Below are 26,803 nucleotides of genomic sequence, written 5' to 3'. Positions count from 1 at the left end.
AAAAGCTCAAGATATTCATCTTGAGCTTTTTTTATTTATTTAAGAATTTCTTCTTTTTCTTCCAAATCCTCCAGGTTTTCTGTCAGATCTGCTAGATGAAGAAGATCTTCTATCACCTCTATCACTTCTATTTCTTCCTCCACCATTATCAGAACTTCTTCTAGATGATGAACCTTCAGCACTTCTTCTTCGTCCAAAACCTCCATCTTTTTTACCAAAAGATTTCTTTTTTCCTCTTCTTCCTCCTCCTGAACGGTCTTTTTTAGTAATTTCTACGTTTACAGATCTACCATCAAAATCTGGCTGATTAGAAGCGAAAGCATCTAATGTTTCACTCTCAAAATTCTTATCAATTTCAAAGAAAGAAAACGTATCTAGAATATCTATAGCTCCAATTTCTATCTTATCACCAATATTCTGGTCGTTAATTAAACCAATCAATTTGGCAGGATTCAAACTGTCTTTTCTACCAATGTTGATGAAAAAACGAGTCATATTATCTGCAGTTGCTCTAGCTCTAGAATTCTCTCTACCTAAATCATTCAAGTCTTTAGAGTTTTCATAGTAAGCCAACATTGTGTTGAACTCTAAAGAAACAAACTTTTGTATTAATTCTTCTCTGTCTAAATCTTTTAACTTATCGTAAATGCTAGGTAAAAACTCTTTAATTTCAGACTCATTAACCTTTGTATCATTTACTTTATCAATTAAATTCATTAATTGATTTTCTACAATTTCTTTTCCTGTAGGTACTTTACCTTCAACAAATTTTTGTTTTATGATACGTTCTATAACACGTAATTTCCCTTTTTCTCTATTATTTACTAAAACAATAGATACACCTTTGTTACCAGCTCTACCAGTTCTACCACTTCTATGTGTGTAATTTTCTATTTGATCTGGTAATTTATGGTTAATTACATGAGTTAATTCAGTTACATCTAAACCACGTGCTGCAACATCAGTCGCCACTAAAATTTGAATGGTTTTCTTTCTGAATTTCCCCATAACAGAATCTCTCTGTGCTTGAGATAAATCTCCATGTAGAGAATCTGCATTATAGCCATCCTTAATTAAATTATCTGCAACTTCTTGAGTTTCTCTTCGAGTTCTACAGAAGATAATTGCATAAATATCAGGATTTAAATCTGCTATTCTCTTTAATGCAGGGTAACGTGTTCTTTCTGTTACTGCATAATATTCATGACTAACGTTTTCTGAACCAGAATTCTTTTCTCCAGAAGTTACTTCTACAGGAGTAGTCATATAATTTCTAGCAATAGCTTCTACTTCTCTAGGAAACGTTGCAGAAAATAGTAAGGTTTGTTTGGTTTCTGGTGTAGCTTCTAAAACTTTGTCTAGTTCTTCCTTAAAGCCCATGTTTAGCATTTCGTCAGCTTCATCTAAAACCAGCCATCTAACATTGCCTAACTTTAATGCTCTTCTGTTAATTAAATCTACAGTTCTACCTGGAGTACCTACAACAATTTGAGATCCTTTCTTTAAAGATCTTATTTGATCTTCCATGCTAGAACCACCATAAACCGTTGTTACTTTTACATTTTTTAAATATTTGCAAAAATCTTTAATATTATTACCAATCTGAACTGCAAGTTCTCTTGTTGGCGATAATATAATGGCTTGAACATTGTTATTATCTTCTTCTAAAAGTTCTAAAATAGGTAAACTAAATGCTGCAGTTTTACCTGTACCTGTTTGAGCAAATGCTTTTAAATCTGTATCAGAAGATATTATTTGTGGAATTGCTTTTTCTTGAATAACAGTTGGTTTTTCGTAACCTAAATCTGTTAATGCTTTGATGATAGGTGCTTTTAGCCCTATTTCTTTAAATGTTGACATTTCTGTGATTTTGTAGATTCACAGAACGCCCACCTGTAAATCTGATTATAAATTCGACCTGATTTTAAATGAGTTACACTCAAAAATAAAATCGTGCAAATGTACTACAAATAAAATGAACTGAAGAAGAATGTAGGTTTTATTACTTTTTATTCAAATTCTCTAGGTAAGGAATAAGATTATTAGAGTATAAAGAGGCATAGCCATTTACCACTTTTCCATTATGATCTACTAAAATAGTTCTAGTCATTTTACTACTTAGAAATGTTTGTGCTAAATTATCTTTATTAATGTAAAATTGATTTTTAATATCTAATTTTTCAATTTTATCTTCATCTTTACCATCTGTCTTAATAACATGAAAATTAATTTCCGGAAATTTTTCTGACAAATAAATTACTCTAGATGATAAATAAGATTTTGACACATATTCAGGATTCCAAAAAAGTAAAAAAGAATTTTTATTCTTGATTAGTTTGTGAATAGAATGATCTGCATTTGTATAATCTGTAATTTCGAAATTTGGCAACTCGTTTCCTAAGGTAATTACCTTAGAATCATTTAACAAACTTTGTATCTGGGTTTTATCCTTTTCATTGGTAGATGATTTTAAGAATAAATCAAAAGCTTCTAAATTAATCTGATCTGAAGATTTATTGTAAAAATGACTTACCAAAGTTTGTTTTAAAAAGGCATTCTTTGTGTTTTGAGATTTTATTCTATCGTCTATAATATTTAATAAATCTAATGTAAAATCTGGAGTATACTTATTTCTCATAGGTTTATGACCTTGAGCATAAGTTTCATTATACAAATAGTTTCTGATGTACCTTGAGTAAGGAGGAAAATACATCATTGTATCTTTATTAATATCTATATTTTTTCTATAATCATAAAAAGTGGCATCAACTTCTGGGAAGCTTCCATCTTCAGCATATTTAGAATAAATGATAGGATATCTTTCAAATCTAGAATAAATAGGAAAGGTGAGGGCTACTTTTAAAACTTCATTAAACCCTTCTGTTTCATTTGGGTGTTCTAAAATATAGTCATTATAAGTAACTAACTTTATGGCCAACAATGAATCTGTAACCTTTTTAAATACTTCTGGTTGTTGCTTATTTAATTTATAAAAATTCTTTTTTTCTTTCTCATCTTCTAAAAAACAGTCAATTAAGATATTGTTTCTCTCAGCACCTTTACCCGCAAATACTAAAGTCTCATCAAAGTCCCAAGTGTTTAAACGCAACATTAAACTATCTGTAGGTTCAATATAAATGTATTGGTTTTCATTACCATGAACAAAATAATACAAACCTTCGTTTGCCTCTTTTAACTCGCCAATAAATTTTTGATTTTCGTCTAAAAGAAAAGTATCAATTACCTGCTCCATTGAATAAAGGATTACTTTATTCGATTTCGGATTAATAATCTTACCTCCAAAATAAGTGGTTTTTTCTTTAACTTCTGTATCACAGCTAGTTAAAAAACCTATTGTAAGTATTTGTAATAAAATTAATATTTTATTATTCATATAATGTTGTGGGTATAACTCATACAAAAATAAGTATTCATTAGAGTTGCTCTTGTTAATACGTTGTTAAAAATATTCTAAAAATTTAGATTAAAATTTTAACGATTTACCTTAAAAACACCTAGTATATCTGCCTTAAAACAAATCAATTTACTACTTTTGCAAAAAATTAAAATAGAGTTATGTTATCAGTTTCTAATTTATCTGTTCAGTTTGGAAAACGTGTTTTGTTTGATGAAGTAAATACCAAATTTCAAACAGGAAATTGTTATGGAATTATAGGCGCCAATGGTGCAGGTAAATCTACATTTTTAAAAATAATTTCTGGTAAGATGGATCCTACTTCTGGTCAGGTTCATTTAGAGGCAGGTAAAAGAATGTCTGTACTTACTCAAGATCACTATGCCTATGATGAGTACCCTGTTTTAGAAACTGTGGTTATGGGTAACAAGGATCTTTTTAAAATTAAAAAAGAGATTGATGCCCTGTATGCAGATTATACCGATGAAAATGCAGAAAAAATTGGTGAACTTCAAATAGTTTTTGAAGAAATGAATGGTTGGAATGCAGATTCTGATGCAGCTGCAATGCTATCTAACCTTGGTATAGCTGAAGATTTGCACTATACTTTAATGAAAGATTTAGATGGTAAGCAAAAAGTACGTGTCTTAATTGCACAAGCACTTTTTGGTAATCCAGATGTTTTAATTATGGATGAGCCTACCAACGATTTGGATTTTGAAACCATTGCTTGGTTAGAAAACTTTATTGCAAATTTTGACAATTGTGTAATTGTGGTTTCGCACGATAGACACTTTTTAGATGCAGTTTGTACACATATTTCTGATATTGATTTTGGTAAGATTAATCATTATTCTGGTAACTATACATTTTGGTACGAATCTAGCCAATTAGCTGCGAAACAAAGAGCACAACAAAACAAAAAAGCAGAAGACAAAAAGAAAGAATTAGAAGAGTTTATTCGTAGATTTTCTGCAAACGTAGCAAAATCAAAACAAGCTACTTCTCGTAAAAAAATGATTGATAAATTAAACGTAGAAGATATTAAACCTTCTAGTAGACGTTATCCAGCAATTATTTTTGATAGAGATAGAGAAGCAGGAGACCAAATATTAAATGTAGAAGGCTTAAGTAAATCTTTTGAAGGTGAGAAATTGTTTGATAATATTCACATCAACTTAAATAAAGGAGATAAAGTTGCTATTATTTCTAAAAACTCAAGAGCAATTACTGCATTTTATCAAATTATTTCAGGTAATGAACCTGCAGATTCAGGTAAATATTCTTGGGGTGTAACTACTACACAATCTTATTTGCCACTAGACAACTCAGAATATTTTCAGAATGGAGATTTAAATTTGGTAGATTGGTTAAGACAATACGCACAAACAGAAGAAGAAAGAGAAGAAGTATATTTAAGAGGCTTTTTAGGTAAAATGATTTTTTCTGGTGAAGAAGCTTTAAAGAAAAGTAATGTACTTTCTGGAGGAGAAAAAGTTAGATGTATGCTTTCTAAAATGATGATGAAAAGAGCCAACATTTTAATGCTAGATGAGCCAACAAATCACTTAGACTTAGAATCTATTCAAGCATTAAACAATTCTTTAATAAATTTTAAAGGAACCATTTTATTCTCTACACATGATCATGAGTTTGCACAAACTGTGGCTAACAGAATTATAGAATTAACTCCTAAAGGAGCTATTGATAGATATGCTACTTTTGATGATTATTTATCTGATCCAAAAATTAAAGAATTAAGAGAAACAATGTATTCTTAATAGGATATAATTGTTACAAATAGTAAAAACCCATTATATAAACTAAAAGTTTAAATAGTGGGTTTTTAAATACTGTAATACAGGTTGTTGTAAAATTATTTCTTCTGTAAAGGACTTATTATTTTTACATCAGAAAATGAAATTGCTCCTCTAACAACGCCATCAATAGTTTTCTTCAAAGCTTCTATTAATTGCATTTTTAATTGTGATTTATGATAGATTAAACTTACTTCTCTTGCAGGTGGTGGACTATTAAATTCACGTAAAAATTTCTTGTCTGAATCATTCAAATCTAATGTATGTAAATAAGGTAATAAAGTCATTCCTAAACCTTCTTTAGATAATTTTATCAACGTATCAAAACTTCCACTTTGTAATTGAAATCCTTTTTTATTATCGATTTTATGCGCTCTACAAAGATTTATAATATTGTCTTTAAAACAGTGTCCATCTTCTAATAAAAGAATATCCTCCATTTCTAATTCATTCGCATCAATATTCTTGTTATTAAAAAGCCTGTGATTCTGTGGAATTAAACCTACAAAAGGTTCATAATATAATGGCTTTTCTTTTATAGCCTCATTCTCTAATGGAGTAGCAGCAATGGCAGCATCTATATGTCCATCTGTTAACTTTCTAATAATTTCTTCTGTAGTTAGTTCTTCTATAATAATTTTAACCTTAGGGTATTTTTTGGTAAAATTATTTAAGAACATTGGTAATAAGGTTGGCATAATAGTAGGTATAATTCCTAGTTTGAATTCGCCACCAATAAATCCTTTCTGCTGATGAACAATATCTAAAATTCTGTTACTTTCATCGACAATAACTTTAGCCTGTTCAACAATTTTTTTACCTACCTCTGTAAGTTCAATTGGTTTTTTAGATCTATTAAATATTCGAACATCTAGTTCATCTTCAAGCTTTTGAATCTGCATACTTAATGTAGGCTGAGTCACAAAACTGTGTTCTGCAGCTACTGTGAAATTTTGATATTCTGCTACAGATAAAACGTATTTAAGTTGAGTAATAGTCATTAATAAGAATTTCTGATAAAGATATTAAATCTATCAATATTGATTATAGTTTAAGTGACTTATTTTTAATAAATTTGAGTAAATAACAAAAGAATAATTATGAATAAGAATATATTAGGATTAGACAAATCAGACTCTAAAGAATCAGTAGAAAAATTAAATGGTTTGTTAGCAAACTTTCAAATTTACTACCAAAATTTAAGAGGTTTACACTGGAATATTAAAGGTAAAAACTTTTTCGATTTACATGTAAAATTTGAGGAATTATATACGGATAGCCAAGTAAAGATTGATGAAATTGCAGAAAGAATTTTAACGTTGCAAGGCAGACCTTTACATACGTTTACAGATTATATTGCAAATAGCAGTGTACCTGTAGGTAAAGATATTTCTCAAGATGTAGAAGCTGTAGAATTAGTAGTAACTTCTTTGTCTGAATTGTTGAAAATTGAAAGAGAAATTTTAGATTTATCTGATAAGTCTGATGATGAAGGAACAAACGCAATGATGAGCGATTTGATTTCTGAACAAGAAAAAACGATTTGGATGTTAAATTCTTGGTTGGGGAAATAGATCTAATTGAATGATAAAATAAAAAAGAGGACTTAATAGTCCTCTTTTTTATTTTATAGAAAATGAATATCCTACTTGAAAACCTAATAGATTGTAGCCATCATTAGGTTTTTGAAAATTTAAATTCGAAACATGGCCAATATGAGAACCAACATAAAGAAATTGTTCATTAAAAATTTCATAATTAAGACCTAAAGTAAAATTTTCTAAGAATGTAAAGCCTTCTGCCAAACGTTCTGTTCTAGTGTCAATATAAGAAAAACCTAAACTTACAGAGGCTTGTACATCTAATTTACTCATTAATTGTTTACTTGCAGAAAATCCGAATTCTAAAGCATATAAATTCATGTTTTTCTTTTTAGTAAACTCGTCAATTTTAATTATATAATTTTCTTGATCTGGAGTTACATAAAAACCATTTATGAGTTGATGCTCTAAAAATTGTACCTGAGGCTGCACAATCAACTCAAAATTTAAAGACTTCCAATTTCCTAAATTATAGAATACTTGTCCTTTAAAAATTTTTGCTGTGTATGTATAATCTGGATCATCATGAAAAAATTGTTCATTAGAACCAAAAGCATATAAAAAGCCTACTTTCATAGGCTTTAGTTTACTATTATAATTCTGAGCTACTGTTTTTATCGATAGAACTAGAATTAAAAAAAGTAGAAAATATTTTCTCATAATTAGCTAAACATTTTAGCTACTTTTTCAGCTTTTCTACTTTCTGAGTAATCATAAAAACCTTCTCCTGATTTTACACCCAATTTTCCAGCCATTACCATATTTACTAATAATGGGCAAGGAGCGTATTTAGGGTTTTTGAATCCATCATACATTACATTTAAAATAGATAAACAAACGTCTAAACCAATAAAATCAGCCAATTGTAAAGGACCCATTGGGTGTGCCATTCCTAATTTCATTACTGTATCTATTTCTGCAACACCTGCAACACCATTATATAATGTTTCTATAGATTCGTTTATCATTGGCATTAATATTCTATTTGCAACAAAACCAGGATAATCATTAACTTCTACAGGAACTTTGTTAATTTTTTCACTTAAGTCTACTATGAATTCAGTTACTTCATCAGAAGTATTATAACCTCTAATAATCTCTACCAATTTCATAATTGGGACAGGATTCATAAAGTGCATACCTATTACTTTATCTGCTCTGTTTGTTTCTGCAGCAATTTGAGTAATTGAAATAGATGAAGTATTTGTAGCTAAAATGGTGTCTTCAGGACAAACTTCATCTAACTCTCTAAAAATTTTAGATTTTAAAGCTACATTTTCTGTTGCTGCTTCTATTACTAAACTAGCATATTTTACACCTTCTTTAATAGAAGTATAAGTTGTTATGTTTCCTAAGGTTTTATTTTTATCATCTTCAGAGATTTTTTCTTTTGCAACCATTCTATCTAAATTTTTAGATATAGTTGCCAAACCTTTTTCTAAGGCTTTTTCAGAAACATCAATCAATTGAACATTATAATCGAATTGTGCAAAAGTATGCGCAATTCCATTACCCATTGTTCCAGCACCAATTACAGCTATATTTTTCATATTATATATTTATTTATTTAATTTTTTAAGTCTTCTTCTGTTTTAAAACAATCTATTACCCATTGTGCAATTCGTAAAGCTTCTGTACCATTATGCAAAGAAACTATTGGAGTAGTATCATTTAAAATGGCATCAGCAAAAGTTTCTAATTCGTCTAAAATTGCATTGCTGCTAGCTACCTCTGGGTTTTCAAAATAAATTTGTTTTTCTACACCTTCATCATTTTTAAGCACCATTGCAAATTCATCTAAATCTTCTGGAGCATCTTGAATTCTAACAATTTCTGATTCCTTACTTAAAAAGTTTACAGAGATATAAGCATCCTTTTGAAAGAAACGCGTTTTACGCATATTTTTCATAGAAATTCTACTTGCAGTAAGATTAGCAACACAGCCGTTTTCAAACTCAATTCTAGCATTTGCAATATCAGGAGTTTCTGAGATTACAGAAATACCACTAGCATGTACATTTTTTACTTTAGAATTTACTGAAGATAAAATGATATCAATATCATGTATCATTAAATCTAAAACTACAGGTACATCAGTTCCTCTAGGATTAAATTCGGCCAACCTATGTGTTTCTATAAACATAGGATTATTGATTTTATCTTTTACTGCTTTAAAAGCAGGATTAAAACGCTCTACATGACCTACTTGACCTTTTACATGATATTGGCTAGCTAAAGTTTTAATAGCTTCTGCTTCTAATACGGTTTTAGCAATAGGCTTTTCAATAAAAATATGTCTTCCTTTTTTAATGGCCTTTTCAGCACAATCAAAATGAGAAAGGGTAGGTGTTACAATATCAACAACATCTACAGCATCAATTAAATCATCTATAGAATTATATGAAGTGTAGCCAAATTGTTCAGCAACATTTTTTGCATTTTCTTCTGATGGATCATAGAAACCAATCAAATCATACTTTGAAGATTCTTTTAACAAACGAAGATGAATTTTTCCTAAATGGCCAGCACCTAAAACTCCAACTTTAAGCATATAGATAAATTTAAAATTTTATTAATGAATGTGATACTAAAGAATAATTTTAGCACTTTATTTTTAGCTAATATGCTGATTTTTAAATCTTAAATTAGCCGAAAACAAAGATACAATTTTATAAGAGTTTATTTAGAAATATTACTATTTTTAGGCTTTAGAAAGCAACCATTCATTGAAAGATACAGCAAAACATCAAGGACTTAGAAATCAACTTGTAAAAGTTTTAGAAGCTAAAGGAATACATGATAAAAATGTATTAAAAGCCATTAGTAAAATTCCAAGACATTTGTTTATAGATTCTAGTTTTGAGGCTCATGCTTATCAAGACAAAGCATTTCCTATAGCAGCAGAACAAACTATTTCTCAACCTTATACTGTAGCGTTTCAATCACAAACTTTAGAAATAAAACCTACAGATAAAATTTTAGAAATAGGTACAGGTTCTGGATATCAAACAGCTGTTTTATTGGAGTTTAAAGCAGAAGTTTATACTATTGAAAGACAGCATGAACTCTTTAAAAGAACATCTTCTTTTTTACCCAAAATAAATTACAAACCGAAAAGATTTATTTTTGGTGATGGGTATAAAGGTTTGCAAGAACAAGCACCATTTGATAAAATTATAGTAACTGCTGGTGCACCTTTTGTGCCTAAACCATTATTGGCACAGCTAAAAGTAGGAGGTAAGCTATTAATACCTGTTGGTGATAAAACCCAAATAATGACTTTATTTACTAGAAAATCTAATAAAGAATTCGAAAAATTAGAATTGGGTGATTTTGCTTTTGTACCAATGTTAGAAGAAAAGAACTAATTACTCAGCTCTTTCCCAATATTTTGTTTTTCCAAAAAGCGATACACCAATAAACCCTCTAATTTTTAACTTATTGTCTTTCACTAATTTTATATAACACTTATATACTTTACCATTTCTAGGATCTAAGATTTCTCCTCCAGACCATTCATCTTCATCTTTTTCTAATCCCGTTAAAATATCTAAGCCTAATATTTTTTTGTTTTTATTTTCTCCTTCGCATGCAGTACAAACAGAATTCTGTCTTGCAGGATCCATAATTTTTACAACTTTTGCATATGCTTTATTGTCTTTTTTATAGATTTCAATAACTGAATCTACTTCACCAGTTTCTTCATTGGTACTGTTCCATTTTCCAAAAATGGTTTGTGCATTTATCGTAAACGCAAATAATAGGGTAGCTACTGTTAATAGTTTTCTCATTTTTTTATAGTTTTTATTGTTAAGCTTCTGCATCAAAATAATCATTCCATTTTCCTTGTACTTTTAGTACTTGTTCTATAATATCTCTAACACAACCCTCTCCACCTTTTATATTAGAAATATATTTAGAAGCATTTTGAATCTCTGGTACTGCATCATTTGGGCAACTGGCCAAACCTACTTTTTGCATAACAGGTAGATCAGGAATATCATCACCCATATACAACACATTTTCTGCAGATAAATTATACTTTTCTACAATTTCATTGTATTGTTTAATCTTATCGTGAGCACCTAAATAAATGTCTTCAATACCCAAAGCTGCTAATCTACTTCTTACAGCTTCATTAGTTCCTCCAGAAATTATACAAACCTTAAACCCTTTGTTTAACGCTATTTTCATGGCATAACCATCTTTAACATTCATATGTCTAACCAATTCTCCACTTGGCATTATGGTTAACATTCCATTGGTTAATACACCATCTACATCAAAAATAAAAGTTGAAATTTTAGGCAATAATTGTTTATAACTAAGCTCCATTTTGGATTGATTTTGTTAAGAGTTGATAAATTTCTTTTTGATTATTATCAAGCAAATTTAAATGATTTTTTATTGTTTGATGGTCTTTACGAATAGCAGGACCTGTTTGTGCATCTTTGGGAGCTAAACTTTTTATTTTTTCTGATGTTTCTTCTATTAAGGGATATAAAATCTCGAAAGGAATTTGATGTTTCTCACAAATATCATTTCCAATAGAGTACATATAATTGGTAAAATTATTTACAAAAACAGCTGCTATATGTAATTTTTCACGTTGATTAGAATCAATTTTATAAATGTTTTTTCCAATAAGGCTAGCTAGTTTTTCTAGTAATTTATAATTTTTGGTATTGTCTGCTTCTAGGCAAAAAGGAACTTTAGAAAAATTGACAGGTTTGTTTTTTGTAAATGTTTGCAACATATAAAAAACACCTTTACTATTTTTATTTTGAAGCTCGCCAATACTGCAAGCACCAGAGGTGTGCACCAAGAAATCGTTGTTAATTTTCTTTGAAACTTCAGCAATAGCATCATCAGAGACTGCTAAAATTGTAATATCTGCAGAAGGTATATTTTCTAACTTTCTAGAGTTGATTTTAGTAAGTTGTATTTCATCAACTTTACCAAATGCTTCATTTAAATGATTTGCAACATTTCCATCTCCAACAATTAAAACTGATATCATATTACGAAGATATTGAAATTTTAAGACAACATGTTTTTAAGATTTGTTAATTTAGCAACTATAAATCATTTTATGAAAAACTCAAATAAATTAGGTATAAATACAACCTGCGTTCATGTTGGAGAAGTGAAAGATGAACAGTTCAAAGGTGCAGTATCACCTATGTATATGTCTACATCTTATGCTTTTGATGGAGTAGATGTTAAACGATATCCACGTTATTATAATACTCCAAATCAAGAAATGCTTTTTAAAAAAATAGCAGCATTAGAAAATACAGAAGCTGGATTAATTTTTAGCTCTGGAATGGCTGCAATTTCATCAGCAATGCTAGCCTTCTTAAAAAAGGGAGATCATGTAATAGTGCAGCAAGTTATTTATGGAGGTACTTATAACTTTATCGTTTCTGAGTTTGATAAATATGGAATAGAATATTCTTTTACTGAATCTGATAAGTCAGAAGATTTTAAAGCCTTAATTAAAGAAAATACAAAAGTACTATACATAGAAACTCCATCAAATCCATTATTGGGGATTACAGATATGCAAGCTATTAGCAACATCGCTAAAGAAAATAATATTTTAACGATGATCGATAATACTTTTGCTTCACCTATAAATCAAAATCCTTATGATTTTGGTATTGATATTGTAATTCACTCTGCAACTAAATATATGGGAGGTCATTCAGATATTTCTGCAGGTGCTATTGCTGCAAGTGAAGAACACATAGAACAAATTTGGAAAACAGCAATTAATTTTGGCGGTAATTTAAGCGATCAAACAGTTTGGTTGTTAGAACGAAGTTTAAAAACTCTAAATCTTAGAGTTAAGGAACAAACTAGAAATGCGCAGCAAATGGCTGAGTATTTAGAAAATAGTCCAAATATTGATTCTGTATATTATCCTGGTTTAAAAAGTCATCCTCAGTATGATTTGGCGAAAAAACAAATGAAAGGTTTTGGAGCTATGTTGTCTTTTGAGTTAAAAGAAGGTATAGATGCTATGAAGTTTCAAAACAACTTGGCCTTAATAAAACCTTCTATGAGTTTAGCTGGTTTAGAGAGTACAACTGTAAGTCCTACTCAAACTACTCATGCACTTTTAAGTGAAGAAGAACGCTTAGAAAGAGGAATAAAAGATGGTTTAATACGTTTTTCAGTGGGTATTGAAGAGGCAGAAGATTTAATTGCGGATATAGAACAAGCCATAGAAAAGGCAAAATCATGAAGTTAGATATTTTAGCATTTGGTGCTCATCCAGATGATGTTGAGTTAGGTTGTGGAGCTACTTTAGCTAAAGAAATCTCTTTAGGTAAAAAAGTAGGAATTGTAGATTTAACAAGAGGTGAACTAGGTACAAGAGGTTCAGCTGAATTAAGAGATAAAGAAGCTCAAAAGTCAGCAGAAATTCTTGGAGTAGAAGTGCGTGAGAACCTAGCATTTGCTGATGGTTTTTTTACAAACGATAAAGATCATCAATTAGCAATAATACAGTTGATTCGCAAATATCAACCAAAAATTGTTCTTTGTAACGCAATTGATGATAGACATATTGATCATGGAAAAGGTAGTAAATTAGTTTCTGATGCTTGCTTTTTAAGTGGATTAGCAAAAATAGCAACACATCATAATAACGAAGTTCAACAAGAATGGAGGCCAGAAAATGTTTATCATTATATACAATGGAAAAATATTGAGCCAGATTTCGTGGTAGATGTAAGTGGTTTTATTGATTTAAAAGTAAAATCGGTTTTGGCATATTCTTCGCAATTCTTTGATCCTGAAAGTGATGAGCCAGAAACACCTATAACCAGCAAAAATTTTATTGATAGTGTTACCTATAGAGCAAGAGATTTAGGAAGGTTAATTGGTGTAGAACATGCAGAGGGCTTTACTACAGAACGTTATGTGGCAGTAGAAAATTTAGATAAAATTTTTTAATTTTTTCTTTTAAAAAAAGTAAAAAGAAGTATATTTGCACTCGCAAGCAAATGGTGGTTGTAGCTCAGTTGGTTAGAGCGTCGGTTTGTGGTACCGAAAGTCGTGGGTTCGAGCCCCATCTTCCACCCAGAATAAAAAAAGCCTTCTCTTTTGAGAAGGCTTTTTTACTTTTAGGGGTATTCTTAGGGGTATTCTTAGGGGTATTCTTAGGGGTACTAGGGGTAAGGGGTCAATTAAGGGTATTTAATAAAAAAGCTTATCAAATATTGAAGGTCCTTTTCAATAATATGATGTTTAGGGAACATCACCTTAAAGAGTTAATTCTATTCTTCAAGCAGAACTAGGGGTTAGCTTGTTTAACAGACTCTTCAATATCTGATAATCTTTGAAGAATATCTGTAGATAATTCTTCAACTTGCTTTTTTACTATTTCTTTAATATGAAATTCAATAGGGGATTGAACTTCTGTATTATTAGGGGTATAGCTTTTAGCTTCTTCTTTCTTTAATCCAGTAAGCAGCCACATTGGATCAACATCTTTTATGTTGTCAATGATTGCGAGTAATATTGTTTCGTTTGGTTTCTTTGTGTAATTAACTACTGCACTTACCAATTGTTGAGAAACTCCAATGAGTTCCGAAAACTGTCTTTGGTTTAGTTTAGAGTCTTTAAAAACCTTTATTACTCTGTCCGCTCTTTGTCTATTTTCATCTTTCATATCTGGGGGCACTACAAATGTAGTAATTATTTACCACAAACAATGATTATTTTTAAATTATTTTATATTTTTTTTAAAACTTCCAGTATTTCCGCCTTTTTACGAGAAGAAATAGGAATCGTTTTGCTATCAGTTAGTATTAAATAGCCTCCATCTGCCTTAATATACTCTTTAATAAATGCTTTATTTACTAAATGACTTTGATGGACTCTTAAGAAACCTAGTGATGATAGTAGATTAGCGTAATATTTTAATGTCTTAGAAACAACTATTCTAGAACCATTTTCTAAATAAAACGTAGTGTAATTGTTATCTGATTGACATCTTATAATGTCATTAATATCTACTAATTGTATCTTATCAACCGTGTTTAAAGAAATTTTACTCGGTTTGTGGTGAGGGTTGTTAATTATCTCTTTTAATACATTTAACTGAGGTTTTTGAGGAGAAATTTGTTTTTTAGCCTTGTTTATGGCTGTTTCTAATTCTTCAATAGAGTAGGGCTTCAATAGATAGTCTATAGCAGCAAATTTAAAAGCTTTTAAAGCATAGTCTTCACTTGCAGTAATAAAGATAACCTTTGAACCTATTGAAGGTACTAACTCTAATATATCAAAGCCAGTGCCATCTCCAAGCATAATATCAAGGAATAGTATATCTGGTTTAAGCGTTTGAAGCTGTTTGGCTGCAGACACAACACTAGAAGCTTTACCAATAATCTCTATATCTTTATGATAAGTTTTAATATCACTACATATAAGGTCTAAAGCATCCTTATTATCGTCTACCACAAATGATGTAAACTTATTCATTAGTACTCTGTTTTTAATGGTAACTGAAAGAAAACTCTTGTTCCTGTTGTGTTTTCTTTAGTTTTAATAGTTGTAATATTAAATTTATTTAATGTCGAAAGATACTGAATTCTTTCTTTAGTAACCTTTAAAGCTAAAGAATTATTATTTGTGGTAGACTTATTTTTTAAGGATTTGTCTATACCTATTCCATTATCTTCTATAGTAATTTCCAGAAAATTATTAATTAATCTAATTGCTATTGTAAGTAAGCCTTCTTTATCATTAGTAAAACCATGTGCTATGGCATTTTCTATAAATGGTTGTAATAACATAGATGGGAAGAGTATTTCATCACTATCTATATTGCTTAATTGCAGATCTATAGTATAATTAAAGGTTTTTGAACTCATTCTTTGCTCTAATTCAATGTAATTCACAATTGTGGTTAATTCCTCTTTAAGTGTAATTTCTTCTTTTCTGGAGTTGTTTAAGACGCTTCTAAGCAAGATTGCAAATTGATTTATAGTTCTGTTTAATTCATTTACATTGCCCTTATTACCAAGAGATTTAATACCATTCAATACATTAAATATAAAATGAGGATTCATTTGTAGCTGAAGTGCCTGTTGTTCTAGCGTTAATAGATGGTTTTTTAGCTTTAATTCATTTACTTCCTTATTATGTCTTCTATTTAGGTTTTTTAAGTATAAATCAAGTGTTAGGTAACCAGCCGTTAATAGAAGTACTGCAACTATTAGGTAAAATTCATCCTTTTTATAAAAGGGTGTAGCAATTTCAAAATTTAAAACCTGAATTGGGCTCTTTAACTCATCTATCTTAGATTGTACTTTTAGCTTGTATTTACCAAAATTTAAATTAGGCAACTGTAGTTCATTATTGCTAGTCCAATTAGAAGGAGTTCCGTTTAAAGTATATTGGTATTTTACTTTATTGGGATTTTCCAGATCTATAGTTTTGTATATAAATGAGATGTTATTTTGGTCAGGATTTAGTACTATAGATTTTTTCGATTGTAATAAATTGTTGGTTGAATTGCCATTGACATAAAAATCTTCAAAATATAAAATTATTTCTTTAATTTTTTTATATAATTGATATCCAGTTATGTAGGTTCCTTTATTTAAAGTGTTGATTAATGTTAGGTTCTCAGATTTTATAACTGAATTGATCTGATTAGTATTTAGGTTATTGTATTTGCTAATGGTTTTTACAAACGAAAATGTTTCTAAATCACGAATATCAATACCATCTGTAAACGAAGAAATCCATAAATTTTGATTAATTATAGCTAAGTCCGAAATGTTTTTTAATGAGGTAAAACTCTTTTCAATTTTATCATTTTCTAAAACAATAATTTCGTTTTTAGAAGTTGCAGCTACAAATTTATTCTTAGATTTTACAATTGTGGTAATATCATCTTTTAAAATTTGTTTGATACTATTTGGGTTTTTGAGGTTATCAATTTTCCACAATCCACTGTTTGAAGAGATGTAAAAATTACCGGCATTAAAAAATATATCTCTAATAATAGAAAAATCTAAAACAGAATTAATTTCAATTGGTGCAAGGTTATTATCTTTAAATTGAAAAACACCTTCTGTAGTAGAAACATAAATAATTTTATCTTTTTCATAAAAGTTTAATATTTCTCGAGATTTTATAAAAGTCTGTTTGTTGTTTCTAATTATAGTTAATCCATTTTTATGACCTAATAACTTCAACCATTTTGAAGTAAATAATGCTGTCGTTTCTAAATTACTTATCTCGCTAAAAAATAACCCATCAAATTTAACAACACCTTTATCTGTAGCAAACCAAACATACCCAATATCATCTATTGAACTTGCATTTATTGTGTTACTTGGCAAGCCGTTATTTATTGTGTAATTGGTAAAATTGAATTGTTGAGCATTGCTTTTGTTTAAATAAAAGCAGCAGATTAGTAGAATTAGGTAAAATCTCTTTGTCATATTTTAATAGTAAAACGCCATTAATCAAAAGCTTTGTTAATGACGTTTATAAAACTACAATTTCTATTCCATTTTATTTCATTGCGTATAATCTTTTATTATTTGTATCTGGTTCTATATGTTGTAGCTCTCCATAAGGTTTAATTAAAGGTTTTAAAACTGTAATTACTGTAGATTTTCCTTTGATGGTTAATACACTATTTTTTACTTTATAAGACCATCTAAACTTTTCTAGTGGAATGTTTAATTCTTTAAAAGCTTCATATAGTTCTGCTCTTTGCTCAATAAAGTCCATAATTTCTTCTTGAATTTCGAAAGTAGGTACTTCATCATCTGAGTTATGATAATCTAACTCAAACTTTACAGGCACTGTTTGTTGCGTGTAATAAGCCTCTCCAATATATCTTTCTGTTTCATTATAAATTGCTTCATACCAATCTATATCTTTTTCATTCGGATATTTTTTTGCCAATTCTTTAGATAAATCTACTTTTCCAGGTGAATTTGCAGTTGGATAAAATACATAATAAGGCTTTGCTAAAAAATGATTTGAAAACTCACCGTTAAAAATTGAGTAATAAGTAGAGGCAATAACTTTAGGTGAATCTTGAGCGCTAAATGTATTTTTAAGAGCATCCATCAAATTTTTATTAGTACCTAAACCATTTGCATGAAATATTATTTTAGATCTAGATGTAATTGCGTTTTCAAGTATTGGTAGTTTACCCTCTTTAAGTTTCATTTTTAAACTCTCTTCAGTAACAGGTTCCCCATTTACAACCGTTTCTAGTGATAAACCTTTAAACGGATTGCTTTTATTTACAATATGAATTTCACCATAAGATAAATCATCTGCATTTGTGTTCAGCCAATTTATAATCTCTTCTATAGAATAGGTACCATTTACAATTTCTACTTTTTGTTGTTCGAAGTAATTTCTGGCATTAGCATAATACGTATCAGAGCTTGAATCATCACCAGTAATAAAAACTACAGGTTCTCTTAATACAACATCTTCATCTATGCTAAAATCGGTTTCTTCTTGAATAATTTCTGTTGATGCAATAATTTCTGGTTCAGCCTTGTTATCACATTTTAGGCTCAAGGTGGCCATAACAATTAGCGATAATAAAATACTTGCTTTTTTAATTGGAGTGTTCATCTTTCTATTTTTTAAATGTTAATACACCGTAAAAATAGGAGGGATGTTTACTTAAAAATTTTGCTAATTAGAATTCGTAAGTAGTAAGTTAGAATTCGTTAAAGAAAATGCAATGCTAGTTGTTGGAAATAAAAAGTTGGGGGAAGGCATATTTTTTTCTAGCATTGCACTTAACTCCTTGTAAATGTACGCTATAAGTAGGTTGTCTAGAGAGATTTGTTGTGACTTCATGAATATTTGTTGTAAAGTAAACAAAAATGCCGTTTTTGTTTAACGGTTATTTGTTAAACCTGTTACAAAAGTTAAAAGAAACTGTTGTTCCGTTTTCAGAATTTATTGTTGCATCTGCTCCTAATTGATTTGCCAATCTCTGTATAAGAACCAAGCCAATAGATTTAGACTTGTCTACTTCATTAACATCAAAACCCACACCATTGTCTTTAAATTCGAAGTATACTTGGTTATCATTTTCATGAATTTTTATTCTTATTTCATTATTTGTAGAAGAATTAAAAGCATGTTTGTAAGAATTTGTAATTAATTCGTTTACAATTAAGCCTAAAGCTTGATTTTGTTCTAAATGAATGTATAAATTCTCTTGAATATCAATGGTAAATTTTACTTGCTCTAAAGCACCATAGACTCTTTTTAAATCTTTTACAATAGTACCTATAAAATTAGTGAGTGAAATTTTAGAAATAGTTTCATTCTTCAATAAATCTTGGTGTAAACTTGCTATTGTAGATATTCTATTGATACTATATTGAAATGTAGTTTTAAGATCTTCTTCAGGCAATTTATTCATTTGCATTTTTAAAATACTAATGATTAATTGTAGATTGTTCTTAACCCTATGATTTAATTCACTGTAAAGCACTCCTTTTTCTGTTAAAGCTTTTTTAATTTCTTCATTTTTGATAGCAATAAGATTATATTGTTTCTTCTCTTTTACAAAGAAATAATAGAGTAGAAGTATCATTAAAATGGCAATAACTAAGAACAAAATAATAATTTGATTGCGTTTTTGTTTACGCTCATTAGTCCTTTGAATATTAAAATTTTCTTCTTCTTTTTGAACAAGTTTTATTGGGTATTCTAAAAGATTTAATAAGCTATTATTCTTTTCTTGATTAAGTTTAAAATTGATTGCATTAGAAAAATCTGAGTATTTTTCTGAATAAAAGGTAGCTGAATCTAAATTTTTCTTTTTGGTATAATAGGTAGCCAAAAGCTGATATCTGTCTCCAATGTTAGCATTAAAATCTAAGCTATCTATATATTTTTTACCCAAATCAGTTTGATTTGTATTTAAATAACAGAAAGCCATATTTCTATAAAAATCATTTTGAAAACCCCAATTTCCTTCTTTTATATGTTTTCTGGCAGATTTTGCTTCTTGAAAGAAATACATTTTTGCTGCACTGTAATCCTTCTTGTATAAATAGTACTCGCCAATGTTACCCTTAACAACTCCCGTTAAAACTTCTATATCTCTATTATGTTTAAACGAGTCTGCTTTCTTCATCGTTTTTAATAAATCGAGTGATTTCCAGAAATAATGAAATGCAGAGTCGTATTCGTTATTTCTTTTGTAAAAAACACCAAAGTCGTTTAAAGATTGCGCATTTTTAAAGCTGATGCTATCTTCATGATAATCTCTATGCTTTTTTAAAAGTCTTATAGCCAATCCTGGTTGCCCTAAAAATGAGTATATATTAGATAAGTTTGCCTTGTCAGGGCAGGTTTCTAGCATTTCACTATTTACATAGAACATTTCGAATATCTTATTTTCTGCTAGAAAATTTCCATTCATTCTTCTTAACAACTTACACAGATAAAATTTATCGATCTCATTTTTTGATTTAAAATATAAATCATAGGCCAAATTATTCGCAATTTCAAATTTCTTTAAGTTACTATAAATTGCAATTCTGTAGAGTTCTAGTAAAAAAACGTTCGTATTTAGACTTCTAAATTTCTTTACTTCTTTGTCAAAATAATTATCCCATTCTTCTAAGGTTTTAAACTGGGTGTAGTCTTCTATCTTATTAAATAGTATTAATTTTTTATCTATATCTTTTTCTGACAAAAATTGCTGGTAGTATTCTTCTTGACTTAAATTAGGGTCTACTTGGCAAAATCCAATAGTTGCATTAAATACTAATAGAAAAAATAACAAGGATTTTGAGAGATTCGTCATGAGGTAATATCATCTAAAATTTCGATATATTGATTAGAAATAGGTATAGTTACTTCATTTAGCATAATCGTTTTTTTATTGAATGCACTAATATAATTAGTATTTACAATATAGGATTTATGGCACCTCTTAAAGTAATCTGGTAATTGTGGTAAAAAGCTTTTTAAAGTTGCTCTTTGTAAGTGCATACTACCATCTTCACAATGCAATTCTAAATAAATATTATCCGATTTTATATACATTACATTATTAAGCACAATTTTATGTTGAAAATTATTCTTCTTTACAAAAATGATGTCTTGTGCATTTTCAGCCAATTTAGAGTCATGATTGCTAATGGCAATTTCTATAGCTGCTTTTAAATTATTTTGATGAAAAGGTTTTACTAAATAACCTGCAGGTGTAGTTTTTGAAGCAAGCTCTATGGTATCTGTATCTGCATTAGAGGTTAAAAAGATGAAAGGTATTTGATAATTTTCATTTATAAAATGAGCTAAATCTATTCCAGTTTCTTTAGAGGATATTTTAATATCAATAAATACTAAATCGACTTTTATATTTTTTAGAACAATTAAAGCATCATTGTATGAAATAACATTACCAACAATTTCATGACCTAAACTCTCAATAGTAAATTGCAAATCGTCTGCAATAATAACGTTGTCCTCTACTATTAAGATATTAATTTTGCTTCTCATAATCACATCTATTATAAATAACCTCAATTTTTAAGATTAGATATTCTTAATTTATTCAGGGGCATAGTATGTAAAAAAAACAAGTTATCTGTTCAATTAAAAATCTAATTTTTCAGCTAGATATTTAGCTGTATAAGATTTTTTATTTGTGGCTAATTTTTCAGGAGTTCCTTCAAAAATAAGTTCGCCACCATTTTTGCCACCTTCTAAACCAAGATCAATAATATAGTCTGCACACTTAATTAATTCCATGTTGTGCTCAATAACAAGAATTGAATGACCTTTTTCTATAAGTGCATTAAAAGATTTTAATAATTTTTTAATGTCGTGAAAATGTAAACCTGTTGTGGGTTCATCAAAGATAAACAATGCTTTGTCTTTTGTAGTACCTTTTACTAAAAATGATGCCAATTTTATTCTTTGTGCTTCTCCTCCAGAAAGTGTAGAGCTAGATTGCCCTAAAGTTACATAGCCTAAACCTACGTCTTGCAAGGGTTTTAGTTTTTTAGCAATTTTGGGTACTAAGTTTTCTGTAAAGAAGGCTACAGCATCATCTATGGTTAAATTTAAGATGTCATCTATAGATTTATTATCAAAAATTACTTCTAAAACATCCTTTTTAAAGCGTTTACCATTACAAACATCACATTCTAAATGAACATCTGCCATAAATTGCATTTCAATAGTAACTTCACCTTCACCTTTGCAGGTTTCACAACGACCACCTTCTACATTAAAAGAAAAATGTTTGGGCTTAAAATTTCTAATTTTAGATAATTTCTGATTGGCAAAAAGCGCTCTAATATCATCATAAGCCTTAATATAGGTAACAGGATTAGATCTTGATGAACGCCCAATGGGGTTTTGGTCTATAAACTCAATATTTTTTAAAGTGTCAAAATCGCCAGTAATTTCTGTGTGCTGCCCAATTTTATCTCCATAACCAACTAGCTTTTTCTGCATTGCAGGATATAAAATCTTTTTAACCAATGTACTTTTTCCAGAACCAGAAACTCCAGTTATTACAGCCAAGCTATTTAAAGGAAAAGTTACATCAACATTTTTTAGATTGTGTTCTCTTGCTCCTTTAATTTGAATTTTGTGTTTTGATGTTCTACGTTTTGTAGGGACTTCAATTTTTAAGTCTTCATTTAAATATTGAGCAGTTAAAGATTTAGATTGTAAAATTTCGCTAAAAGAACCTTCAGCTACTACATTTCCTCCAAAAGTACCTGCTTCAGGGCCAATGTCTATAATGTAATCTGCTTCTTTCATAATATCTTCATCATGTTCTACAACCACTACAGTATTTCCTAAATCTCTTAAGTTTTTTAAAACGCCAATTAAACGTTCTGTGTCTTTAGGGTGCAAACCAATACTAGGTTCATCTAGAATATACATAGAACCTACAAGTGAACTTCCTAAAGATGTAGCCAAATTTATTCGCTGACTTTCACCACCAGAAAGTGTGTTAGATGTTCTGTTTATGGTTAGGTATGATAACCCAACATCCGTTAAAAATTTTAGCCTATTATTTATTTCAGTTAATAAACGCTTACCAATTTTTTCTTGATATTTATCGAGTTTAAGATTCTTGAAAAACACTGCTAATTCATCTAAAGGCAATGAAACCAAATCAGAAATGGTGTTTTCATTTATCTTAACGTAATCTGCCTCTTTTCTTAAACGTTTGCCATTACAAGTTGTACATTTCGTTTTACCTCGATAACGTGAGAGCATTACTCTGTTTTGAATCTTGTAGCTTTTTTCTTCTAATACTGAAAAGAAATGATGAATTCCGTTAAAAGATCTATTACCATTCCAAACCAATTCTTTTTGTTTTTCTGTTAATTGAAACCACGGTTTATGAACAGGAATATCAAATTTATAGGCAACAGAAATTAAATCTTCTTTATAATGAACATAAGAAGGAGTTCTAAAAGGAAAAATAGCATCATCAAAAATAGATAAACCAGTGTTTGGTATTACTAAATCTTCATCTATACCAATTACATTTCCATAACCTTCGCAAGTTGGGCAAGCACCATAAGGATTGTTAAAACTGAATAAATGCGTATTTGGTTCTAGAAAAGAAATACCATCTAATTCAAATTTATTACTAAATTCAGTAATTTTTTTATTCTTTAAGTTTTCGATGAAACAAATTCCACTTCCTTCAAAAAATGCAGTTTGTATGGCATCTGCTAATCTGTTATAAAAATCTTCATCATCTTTCGTAACAATTCTATCCACTACCAAAAATAATGATTCATTATTATACTTTTCTTGAGGAAACTCAGAAATTCGATGTACTGTGTCATTCCATTTTAAACGCGCATAACCTTGCTGTTCTAAAACTTGCAATACAGTTTTAAGATCTCTATTTTCATTTATTTCAATTGGAGCCAGCAATAAAAGTTTTGTACCAACTTCAATTTTTTGAATAAATTTTACAACATCTGTTACTGTATCCTTTTTTACTTCATTGCCAGAAATAGGAGAGTAGGTCTTTCCTATTCTTGCATATAATAATTTTATGTAATCGTAAATTTCGGTTGATGTACCTACTGTAGATCTTGGGTTGGTAGAATTCACCTTTTGCTCAATTGCAATTGCTGGTGCAATACCTTTTATGTAATCTACTTTAGGTTTGTCTAGTTTTCCTAAAAATTGACGAGCGTAAGAACTTAAACTCTCTACATATCTTCTTTGACCTTCTGCATATAAAGTGTCGAAAGCTAAAGATGATTTACCTGAACCAGATAAACCTGTAATTACAACAAGTTTGTTTCTTGGTATAACAACATCAATATTTTTTAAGTTGTGCAGTTTTGCACCTTTAATAATTATATTTTCCTTCGGATTTACAGTAGAAATATCAGTCTTCATTCAGTATAATAATAAACTATAAAAATACCACTTATTTTAAAGAAACTAAAAAAGATTGGCATTGTGTTTGCTAATTTGTTTGGTAAATAGAAAATAAATTTTATATTTACGAACTTAATATTCACAAAATTAGACGCATATAGTTAAAAACTACTTTTAAAATTATTAACAAAATAATGTTTTGATGAACCACTTGTTCATCTAAAAAAGTAGTTATGGTGCGAAAAAACAAAATTTCCGACAGTACTTTAGTAAGCGATTATATAAAAGGTAATGAAGCTTCTTTAGGAATTCTTATCAACAGACATCAACAAAGGTTATTTAGCTTTATCTATAGTAAAGTACAAGATAGAGATATTACAGAAGATGTTTTTCAAGACACGTTTATTAAAGTAATTAGAACTTTAAAAAAGGGCAATTATAATGAAGAAGGTAAATTTTTGCCTTGGGTGATGCGAATTGCTCATAATTTAGTGATTGATCATTTTAGAAAATCTAACAGAATGCCATCTTTTAAGAATACAGATGAGTTTGATATTTTTTCTGTTTTAGGTGATGGAAATTTAAATGCCGAAAAACAATTGATACAAGAACAAATTTTTTCTGATGTAAGAGAACTTGTAAGTGAGTTACCAGAAGAACAGAAAGAAGTACTTGTAATGCGCATGTATAAAGACATGAGCTTTAAAGAAATAAGTGAAAATACAGGTGTTAGTATTAATACAGCACTGGGTAGAATGCGTTATGCATTAATTAATATGCGTAAGTTAATTGAAAAACATAAAATTATTTTAGTGAATTAACAATATATGTAAAAAAGCATCGTTAATAGTTTTATAACCAAGAGACTAAATAAAATATATGATGCAACTTTACTCTAGTAAGCCATCTGATTTACAGATGCAACCTAAAAAAGAAACAGTTCAATTTTTGATTAATTTTTCCAAATCGCTAACAATTGTAAAAACCAAATCAAAAGACTTCATTGAATTGAATTTGAATTAAGAGTGGAAAAAGCTTCAACATTGTTGGGGCTTTTTTTACGTCTTATAATTTTATCATTTCAATCAAACTATAAATGAAATGAGTCAATAACAACAACTAATACTTTATAATTTTACAATATGGAAAATGTATTAGTAGCAGGTGCCAATGGTACCACAGGAAAAAAAATAGTAACACTTTTAGAATCTTCACAATATTTTAAACCAGTAGCAATGGTTAGAAAAGAAGAGCAAGAAACACAATTTAAGAACAGAAATATTAAAACTGTACTTGGAGATTTAGAGAAGGATGTCTCTCATACAGTAAAAAATATTGATAAAGTAATTTTTGCAGCTGGTTCTGGTGGTAAAAAAGTTAAGGAAGTAGATGAAAATGGAGCTAAAAAATTGATTAAAGAATCAGAAAAAGAAAATATTAAAAAGTTTGTAATGTTGAGTTCTATGGGAGCTGACAACCCTGAAGAAGCAGAAGAATTGCAAGAATATTTAAAAGCTAAACACAATGCAGATGAATATTTAAAAAGTAGTAATTTATCTTATTCAATTGTAAGACCAGGATCATTAACAGACGATAAAGGTTCAGGAAAAATTGAATTGGAAAGAAAACTAAACAAACAAGGAGAAATTAGTAGAGAAGATGTAGCTCAAACTTTAGTTAGAGTATTGCATGATTCTGCAGAAGTAAATGAAACCTTTGAAATTATTAAAGGAGAAACTTTAATTGGTAAAGCAATACCTAATTAATTATTGTCTTTTTATAAAGTAAAAAACACCTGTTAAGGTGTTTTTTTTGTTTTATAATATTCGTTTAAAACTGTTTTTCTACCTATGGTTTTGGTGATAATATCATTGTTTAAATTCCAACCACGAGCAGGAGAGTAATCTCTGCCATACCAAATAATTTGTAAGTGCAAATCATTCCATAATTCTTTAGGAAAAAGGCGTTTCGCATCTTTCTCTGTTTGGTTTACGTTTTTACCATTAGATAAATTCCATCTGTACATTAATCGATGAATATGAGTATCTACAGGAAAAGCGGGCACACCAAAAGCCTGACTCATAACTACACTTGCAGTTTTATGACCAACTGCAGGTAATTCCTCTAAACCTTCAAAAGATTTTGGAACTTCACCATTATATTTTTCTATCAAAATTTTAGATAAGCCATAAATACCTTTAGATTTCATGGGAGATAAACCACAAGGTCTAATAATTTCTTTTATTTGTTCCTGGGTCATTTTAACCATATCAAAAGGGTTATCTGCCTTTTCAAATAAAAACGGAGTAACTTTATTTACTCTTACATCTGTACATTGTGCAGAAAGTAAAACTGCAACTAATAAAGTATAAGGGTCTTTATGGTCTAAAGGAACTGGAATTTCAGGATACAAATTTTGTAAGGTTTCAATTACAAAATTTACTTTTTCTGATTTAGTCATACATGGTTATTTGATAAAGTGTAAAGTTAAAAGTTTCTAAAGATTTATAAGTTGCAAAGTAAAAAGTTTTTAGTATCGATTTTACTTTATAACTTTCCACTTTATTAATGCT

General features: G+C 29.2%; 25 protein-coding genes and 1 tRNA gene. 8 read left to right on the top strand and 18 right to left on the bottom strand.

Translation table 11 applies throughout. From position 1 onward, the window contains the following. Positions 1-39: 39 nt before the first annotated feature. Together V7R38_RS10340 and V7R38_RS10335 are read right to left on the bottom strand one after the other, a co-directional pair. Complete coding sequence (locus tag V7R38_RS10340; protein ID WP_334058176.1) at positions 40-1,860, bottom strand: DEAD/DEAH box helicase; 1,821 nt, start codon at positions 1,858-1,860, stop codon at positions 40-42. 142 nt (positions 1,861-2,002) lie between these two features. Then, positions 2,003-3,394, bottom strand: a complete 1,392-nt coding sequence (locus V7R38_RS10335; RefSeq protein WP_334058175.1) for a hypothetical protein — start codon at positions 3,392-3,394, stop codon at positions 2,003-2,005. Between the two features lie 182 nt (positions 3,395-3,576). On the opposite strand from V7R38_RS10335, the gene V7R38_RS10330 reads away from it, so the two are divergent. Continuing rightward, positions 3,577-5,196 carry an ABC-F family ATP-binding cassette domain-containing protein gene (locus V7R38_RS10330; RefSeq protein WP_334058173.1) on the top strand — a complete coding sequence of 540 codons (1,620 nt, stop codon included), beginning with the start codon at positions 3,577-3,579 and terminating at the stop codon, positions 5,194-5,196. A 95-nt stretch (positions 5,197-5,291) separates the two neighbouring features. Here V7R38_RS10330 and V7R38_RS10325 read toward each other — a convergent pair whose 3' ends face one another. Next, positions 5,292-6,233 carry a hydrogen peroxide-inducible genes activator gene (locus tag V7R38_RS10325; protein ID WP_334058171.1) on the bottom strand — a complete coding sequence of 314 codons (942 nt, stop codon included), beginning with the start codon at positions 6,231-6,233 and terminating at the stop codon, positions 5,292-5,294. A 99-nt stretch (positions 6,234-6,332) separates the two neighbouring features. Between V7R38_RS10325 and V7R38_RS10320 the strand changes: the two genes are divergently transcribed. Then, on the top strand, positions 6,333-6,806 hold the full coding sequence (locus tag V7R38_RS10320; protein WP_334058169.1) for a Dps family protein: 474 nt from the start codon (positions 6,333-6,335) through the stop codon (positions 6,804-6,806). 48 nt (positions 6,807-6,854) lie between these two features. Here the strand turns inward: V7R38_RS10320 and V7R38_RS10315 are convergent, their stop codons facing one another. From V7R38_RS10315 to V7R38_RS10305, 3 genes are all read right to left on the bottom strand, one after another. Continuing rightward, positions 6,855-7,409: an acyloxyacyl hydrolase gene (locus V7R38_RS10315; RefSeq protein ID WP_334058167.1), complete on the bottom strand. Its 555-nt coding sequence runs from the start codon at positions 7,407-7,409 to the stop codon at positions 6,855-6,857. An 86-nt stretch (positions 7,410-7,495) separates the two neighbouring features. Further along, the gene (locus tag V7R38_RS10310) at positions 7,496-8,383 is read right to left on the bottom strand and encodes a 3-hydroxybutyryl-CoA dehydrogenase (RefSeq protein WP_334058166.1); all 888 of its coding nucleotides are present in this window, start codon (positions 8,381-8,383) and stop codon (positions 7,496-7,498) included. A 17-nt stretch (positions 8,384-8,400) separates the two neighbouring features. Further along, positions 8,401-9,384, bottom strand: a complete 984-nt coding sequence (locus V7R38_RS10305; RefSeq protein WP_334058164.1) for a Gfo/Idh/MocA family protein — start codon at positions 9,382-9,384, stop codon at positions 8,401-8,403. Between the two features lie 175 nt (positions 9,385-9,559). Between V7R38_RS10305 and V7R38_RS10300 the strand changes: the two genes are divergently transcribed. Continuing rightward, positions 9,560-10,201 carry a protein-L-isoaspartate(D-aspartate) O-methyltransferase gene (locus tag V7R38_RS10300; protein WP_334058163.1) on the top strand — a complete coding sequence of 214 codons (642 nt, stop codon included), beginning with the start codon at positions 9,560-9,562 and terminating at the stop codon, positions 10,199-10,201. On the opposite strand, the gene V7R38_RS10295 is transcribed toward V7R38_RS10300, so the two are convergent. Genes V7R38_RS10295 through V7R38_RS10285 form a run of 3 tightly spaced genes read right to left on the bottom strand, consistent with a single transcriptional unit; the run spans position 10,202 to position 11,853 of the window. Next, on the bottom strand, positions 10,202-10,624 hold the full coding sequence (locus tag V7R38_RS10295) for a DUF2147 domain-containing protein (RefSeq protein ID WP_015480119.1): 423 nt from the start codon (positions 10,622-10,624) through the stop codon (positions 10,202-10,204). 19 nt (positions 10,625-10,643) lie between these two features. Beyond that, a complete protein-coding gene (locus V7R38_RS10290; protein WP_334058160.1) occupies positions 10,644-11,168 on the bottom strand; it encodes a KdsC family phosphatase in 525 nt (174 codons plus the stop codon). Next, positions 11,158-11,853 (bottom strand): Rossmann-like and DUF2520 domain-containing protein, encoded by a 696-nt coding sequence (locus tag V7R38_RS10285; RefSeq protein ID WP_334058158.1) that lies wholly within the window; start codon positions 11,851-11,853, stop codon positions 11,158-11,160. The genes V7R38_RS10290 and V7R38_RS10285 overlap by 11 nt, the downstream gene beginning before the upstream one ends. Before the next feature lie 72 nt (positions 11,854-11,925). On the opposite strand from V7R38_RS10285, the gene V7R38_RS10280 reads away from it, so the two are divergent. From V7R38_RS10280 to V7R38_RS10270, 3 genes are all read left to right on the top strand, one after another. Beyond that, positions 11,926-13,083 (top strand): trans-sulfuration enzyme family protein, encoded by a 1,158-nt coding sequence (locus V7R38_RS10280; RefSeq protein ID WP_334058156.1) that lies wholly within the window; start codon positions 11,926-11,928, stop codon positions 13,081-13,083. Beyond that, the gene (gene bshB1 / locus V7R38_RS10275) at positions 13,080-13,796 is read left to right on the top strand and encodes a bacillithiol biosynthesis deacetylase BshB1 (protein ID WP_334058154.1); all 717 of its coding nucleotides are present in this window, start codon (positions 13,080-13,082) and stop codon (positions 13,794-13,796) included. Before V7R38_RS10280 ends, bshB1 begins: the two co-directional genes overlap by 4 nt. A 52-nt stretch (positions 13,797-13,848) precedes the next feature. Beyond that, a tRNA-His gene (locus V7R38_RS10270) sits at positions 13,849-13,924 on the top strand. A 212-nt stretch (positions 13,925-14,136) separates the two neighbouring features. Here the strand turns inward: V7R38_RS10270 and V7R38_RS10265 are convergent. The 8 genes from V7R38_RS10265 to uvrA form a co-directional block, all read right to left on the bottom strand. Next, positions 14,137-14,514, bottom strand: coding sequence for a helix-turn-helix domain-containing protein (locus V7R38_RS10265; protein ID WP_015480124.1), 378 nt, complete (start codon positions 14,512-14,514; stop codon positions 14,137-14,139). A 62-nt stretch (positions 14,515-14,576) separates the two neighbouring features. After that, complete coding sequence (locus V7R38_RS10260) at positions 14,577-15,326, bottom strand: LytR/AlgR family response regulator transcription factor (RefSeq protein WP_334058151.1); 750 nt, start codon at positions 15,324-15,326, stop codon at positions 14,577-14,579. Continuing rightward, positions 15,326-17,299: a sensor histidine kinase gene (locus V7R38_RS10255; RefSeq protein WP_334058149.1), complete on the bottom strand. Its 1,974-nt coding sequence runs from the start codon at positions 17,297-17,299 to the stop codon at positions 15,326-15,328. Before V7R38_RS10255 ends, V7R38_RS10260 begins: the two co-directional genes overlap by 1 nt. 73 nt (positions 17,300-17,372) lie before the next feature. Beyond that, positions 17,373-18,461: a hypothetical protein gene (locus V7R38_RS10250; protein WP_334058148.1), complete on the bottom strand. Its 1,089-nt coding sequence runs from the start codon at positions 18,459-18,461 to the stop codon at positions 17,373-17,375. A gap of 63 nt (positions 18,462-18,524) precedes the next feature. Continuing rightward, positions 18,525-18,692: a hypothetical protein gene (locus V7R38_RS10245; RefSeq protein ID WP_334058146.1), complete on the bottom strand. Its 168-nt coding sequence runs from the start codon at positions 18,690-18,692 to the stop codon at positions 18,525-18,527. Positions 18,693-18,738: 46 nt separating this feature from the next. Continuing rightward, complete coding sequence (locus V7R38_RS10240) at positions 18,739-20,661, bottom strand: sensor histidine kinase (protein WP_334058144.1); 1,923 nt, start codon at positions 20,659-20,661, stop codon at positions 18,739-18,741. Continuing rightward, entirely contained in the window at positions 20,658-21,359 is a 702-nt protein-coding gene (locus tag V7R38_RS10235) for a response regulator (RefSeq protein ID WP_334058142.1), read from the bottom strand. The genes V7R38_RS10240 and V7R38_RS10235 overlap by 4 nt, the downstream gene beginning before the upstream one ends. Before the next feature lie 96 nt (positions 21,360-21,455). Beyond that, positions 21,456-24,248 (bottom strand): excinuclease ABC subunit UvrA, encoded by a 2,793-nt coding sequence (uvrA, locus tag V7R38_RS10230; RefSeq protein WP_334058140.1) that lies wholly within the window; start codon positions 24,246-24,248, stop codon positions 21,456-21,458. Between the two features lie 215 nt (positions 24,249-24,463). Here uvrA and V7R38_RS10225 point away from each other — a divergent pair, with 215 nt between their 5' ends. Together V7R38_RS10225 and V7R38_RS10220 are read left to right on the top strand one after the other, a co-directional pair. Beyond that, positions 24,464-25,051, top strand: coding sequence for an RNA polymerase sigma factor (locus V7R38_RS10225; RefSeq protein WP_015480131.1), 588 nt, complete (start codon positions 24,464-24,466; stop codon positions 25,049-25,051). Positions 25,052-25,372: 321 nt separating this feature from the next. After that, positions 25,373-25,996: an SDR family oxidoreductase gene (locus tag V7R38_RS10220; protein WP_334058138.1), complete on the top strand. Its 624-nt coding sequence runs from the start codon at positions 25,373-25,375 to the stop codon at positions 25,994-25,996. A 32-nt stretch (positions 25,997-26,028) separates the two neighbouring features. Here the strand turns inward: V7R38_RS10220 and V7R38_RS10215 are convergent, their stop codons facing one another. Then, positions 26,029-26,691 carry an endonuclease III domain-containing protein gene (locus V7R38_RS10215; RefSeq protein WP_334058136.1) on the bottom strand — a complete coding sequence of 221 codons (663 nt, stop codon included), beginning with the start codon at positions 26,689-26,691 and terminating at the stop codon, positions 26,029-26,031. Positions 26,692-26,803: the final 112 nt, after the last annotated feature.

Source organism: Polaribacter sp. P097 (assembly GCF_036864555.1).
Taxonomy (GTDB): Bacteria; Bacteroidota; Bacteroidia; order Flavobacteriales; family Flavobacteriaceae; genus Polaribacter.
Note: the sequence above shows the minus strand (reverse complement) of the source record. Positions and strands in the feature narration are given on the sequence as shown.

Excerpts from the sequence above, each read along its gene's own strand:
- V7R38_RS10235 (WP_334058142.1), bottom strand. The coding sequence starts at position 21,359 with ATGAGAAGCAAAATTAATATCTTAATAGTAGAGGACAACGTTATTATT.
- V7R38_RS10315 (WP_334058167.1), bottom strand. The coding sequence starts at position 7,409 with ATGAAAGTAGGCTTTTTATATGCTTTTGGTTCTAATGAACAATTTTTT.
- V7R38_RS10340 (WP_334058176.1), bottom strand. The coding sequence starts at position 1,860 with ATGTCAACATTTAAAGAAATAGGGCTAAAAGCACCTATCATCAAAGCA.
- V7R38_RS10310 (WP_334058166.1), bottom strand. The coding sequence starts at position 8,383 with ATGAAAAATATAGCTGTAATTGGTGCTGGAACAATGGGTAATGGAATT.
- V7R38_RS10295 (WP_015480119.1), bottom strand. The coding sequence starts at position 10,624 with ATGAGAAAACTATTAACAGTAGCTACCCTATTATTTGCGTTTACGATA.
- V7R38_RS10225 (WP_015480131.1), top strand. The coding sequence starts at position 24,464 with ATGGTGCGAAAAAACAAAATTTCCGACAGTACTTTAGTAAGCGATTAT.
- V7R38_RS10335 (WP_334058175.1), bottom strand. The coding sequence starts at position 3,394 with ATGAATAATAAAATATTAATTTTATTACAAATACTTACAATAGGTTTT.
- V7R38_RS10265 (WP_015480124.1), bottom strand. The coding sequence starts at position 14,514 with ATGAAAGATGAAAATAGACAAAGAGCGGACAGAGTAATAAAGGTTTTT.
- V7R38_RS10220 (WP_334058138.1), top strand. The coding sequence starts at position 25,373 with ATGGAAAATGTATTAGTAGCAGGTGCCAATGGTACCACAGGAAAAAAA.
- uvrA (WP_334058140.1), bottom strand. The coding sequence starts at position 24,248 with ATGAAGACTGATATTTCTACTGTAAATCCGAAGGAAAATATAATTATT.
- V7R38_RS10285 (WP_334058158.1), bottom strand. The coding sequence starts at position 11,853 with ATGATATCAGTTTTAATTGTTGGAGATGGAAATGTTGCAAATCATTTA.
- V7R38_RS10255 (WP_334058149.1), bottom strand. The coding sequence starts at position 17,299 with ATGACAAAGAGATTTTACCTAATTCTACTAATCTGCTGCTTTTATTTA.
- V7R38_RS10245 (WP_334058146.1), bottom strand. The coding sequence starts at position 18,692 with ATGAAGTCACAACAAATCTCTCTAGACAACCTACTTATAGCGTACATT.
- V7R38_RS10320 (WP_334058169.1), top strand. The coding sequence starts at position 6,333 with ATGAATAAGAATATATTAGGATTAGACAAATCAGACTCTAAAGAATCA.
- V7R38_RS10325 (WP_334058171.1), bottom strand. The coding sequence starts at position 6,233 with ATGACTATTACTCAACTTAAATACGTTTTATCTGTAGCAGAATATCAA.
- V7R38_RS10305 (WP_334058164.1), bottom strand. The coding sequence starts at position 9,384 with ATGCTTAAAGTTGGAGTTTTAGGTGCTGGCCATTTAGGAAAAATTCAT.
- V7R38_RS10250 (WP_334058148.1), bottom strand. The coding sequence starts at position 18,461 with ATGAACACTCCAATTAAAAAAGCAAGTATTTTATTATCGCTAATTGTT.
- V7R38_RS10215 (WP_334058136.1), bottom strand. The coding sequence starts at position 26,691 with ATGACTAAATCAGAAAAAGTAAATTTTGTAATTGAAACCTTACAAAAT.
- V7R38_RS10240 (WP_334058144.1), bottom strand. The coding sequence starts at position 20,661 with ATGACGAATCTCTCAAAATCCTTGTTATTTTTTCTATTAGTATTTAAT.
- bshB1 (WP_334058154.1), top strand. The coding sequence starts at position 13,080 with ATGAAGTTAGATATTTTAGCATTTGGTGCTCATCCAGATGATGTTGAG.
- V7R38_RS10280 (WP_334058156.1), top strand. The coding sequence starts at position 11,926 with ATGAAAAACTCAAATAAATTAGGTATAAATACAACCTGCGTTCATGTT.
- V7R38_RS10290 (WP_334058160.1), bottom strand. The coding sequence starts at position 11,168 with ATGGAGCTTAGTTATAAACAATTATTGCCTAAAATTTCAACTTTTATT.
- V7R38_RS10260 (WP_334058151.1), bottom strand. The coding sequence starts at position 15,326 with ATGAATAAGTTTACATCATTTGTGGTAGACGATAATAAGGATGCTTTA.
- V7R38_RS10330 (WP_334058173.1), top strand. The coding sequence starts at position 3,577 with ATGTTATCAGTTTCTAATTTATCTGTTCAGTTTGGAAAACGTGTTTTG.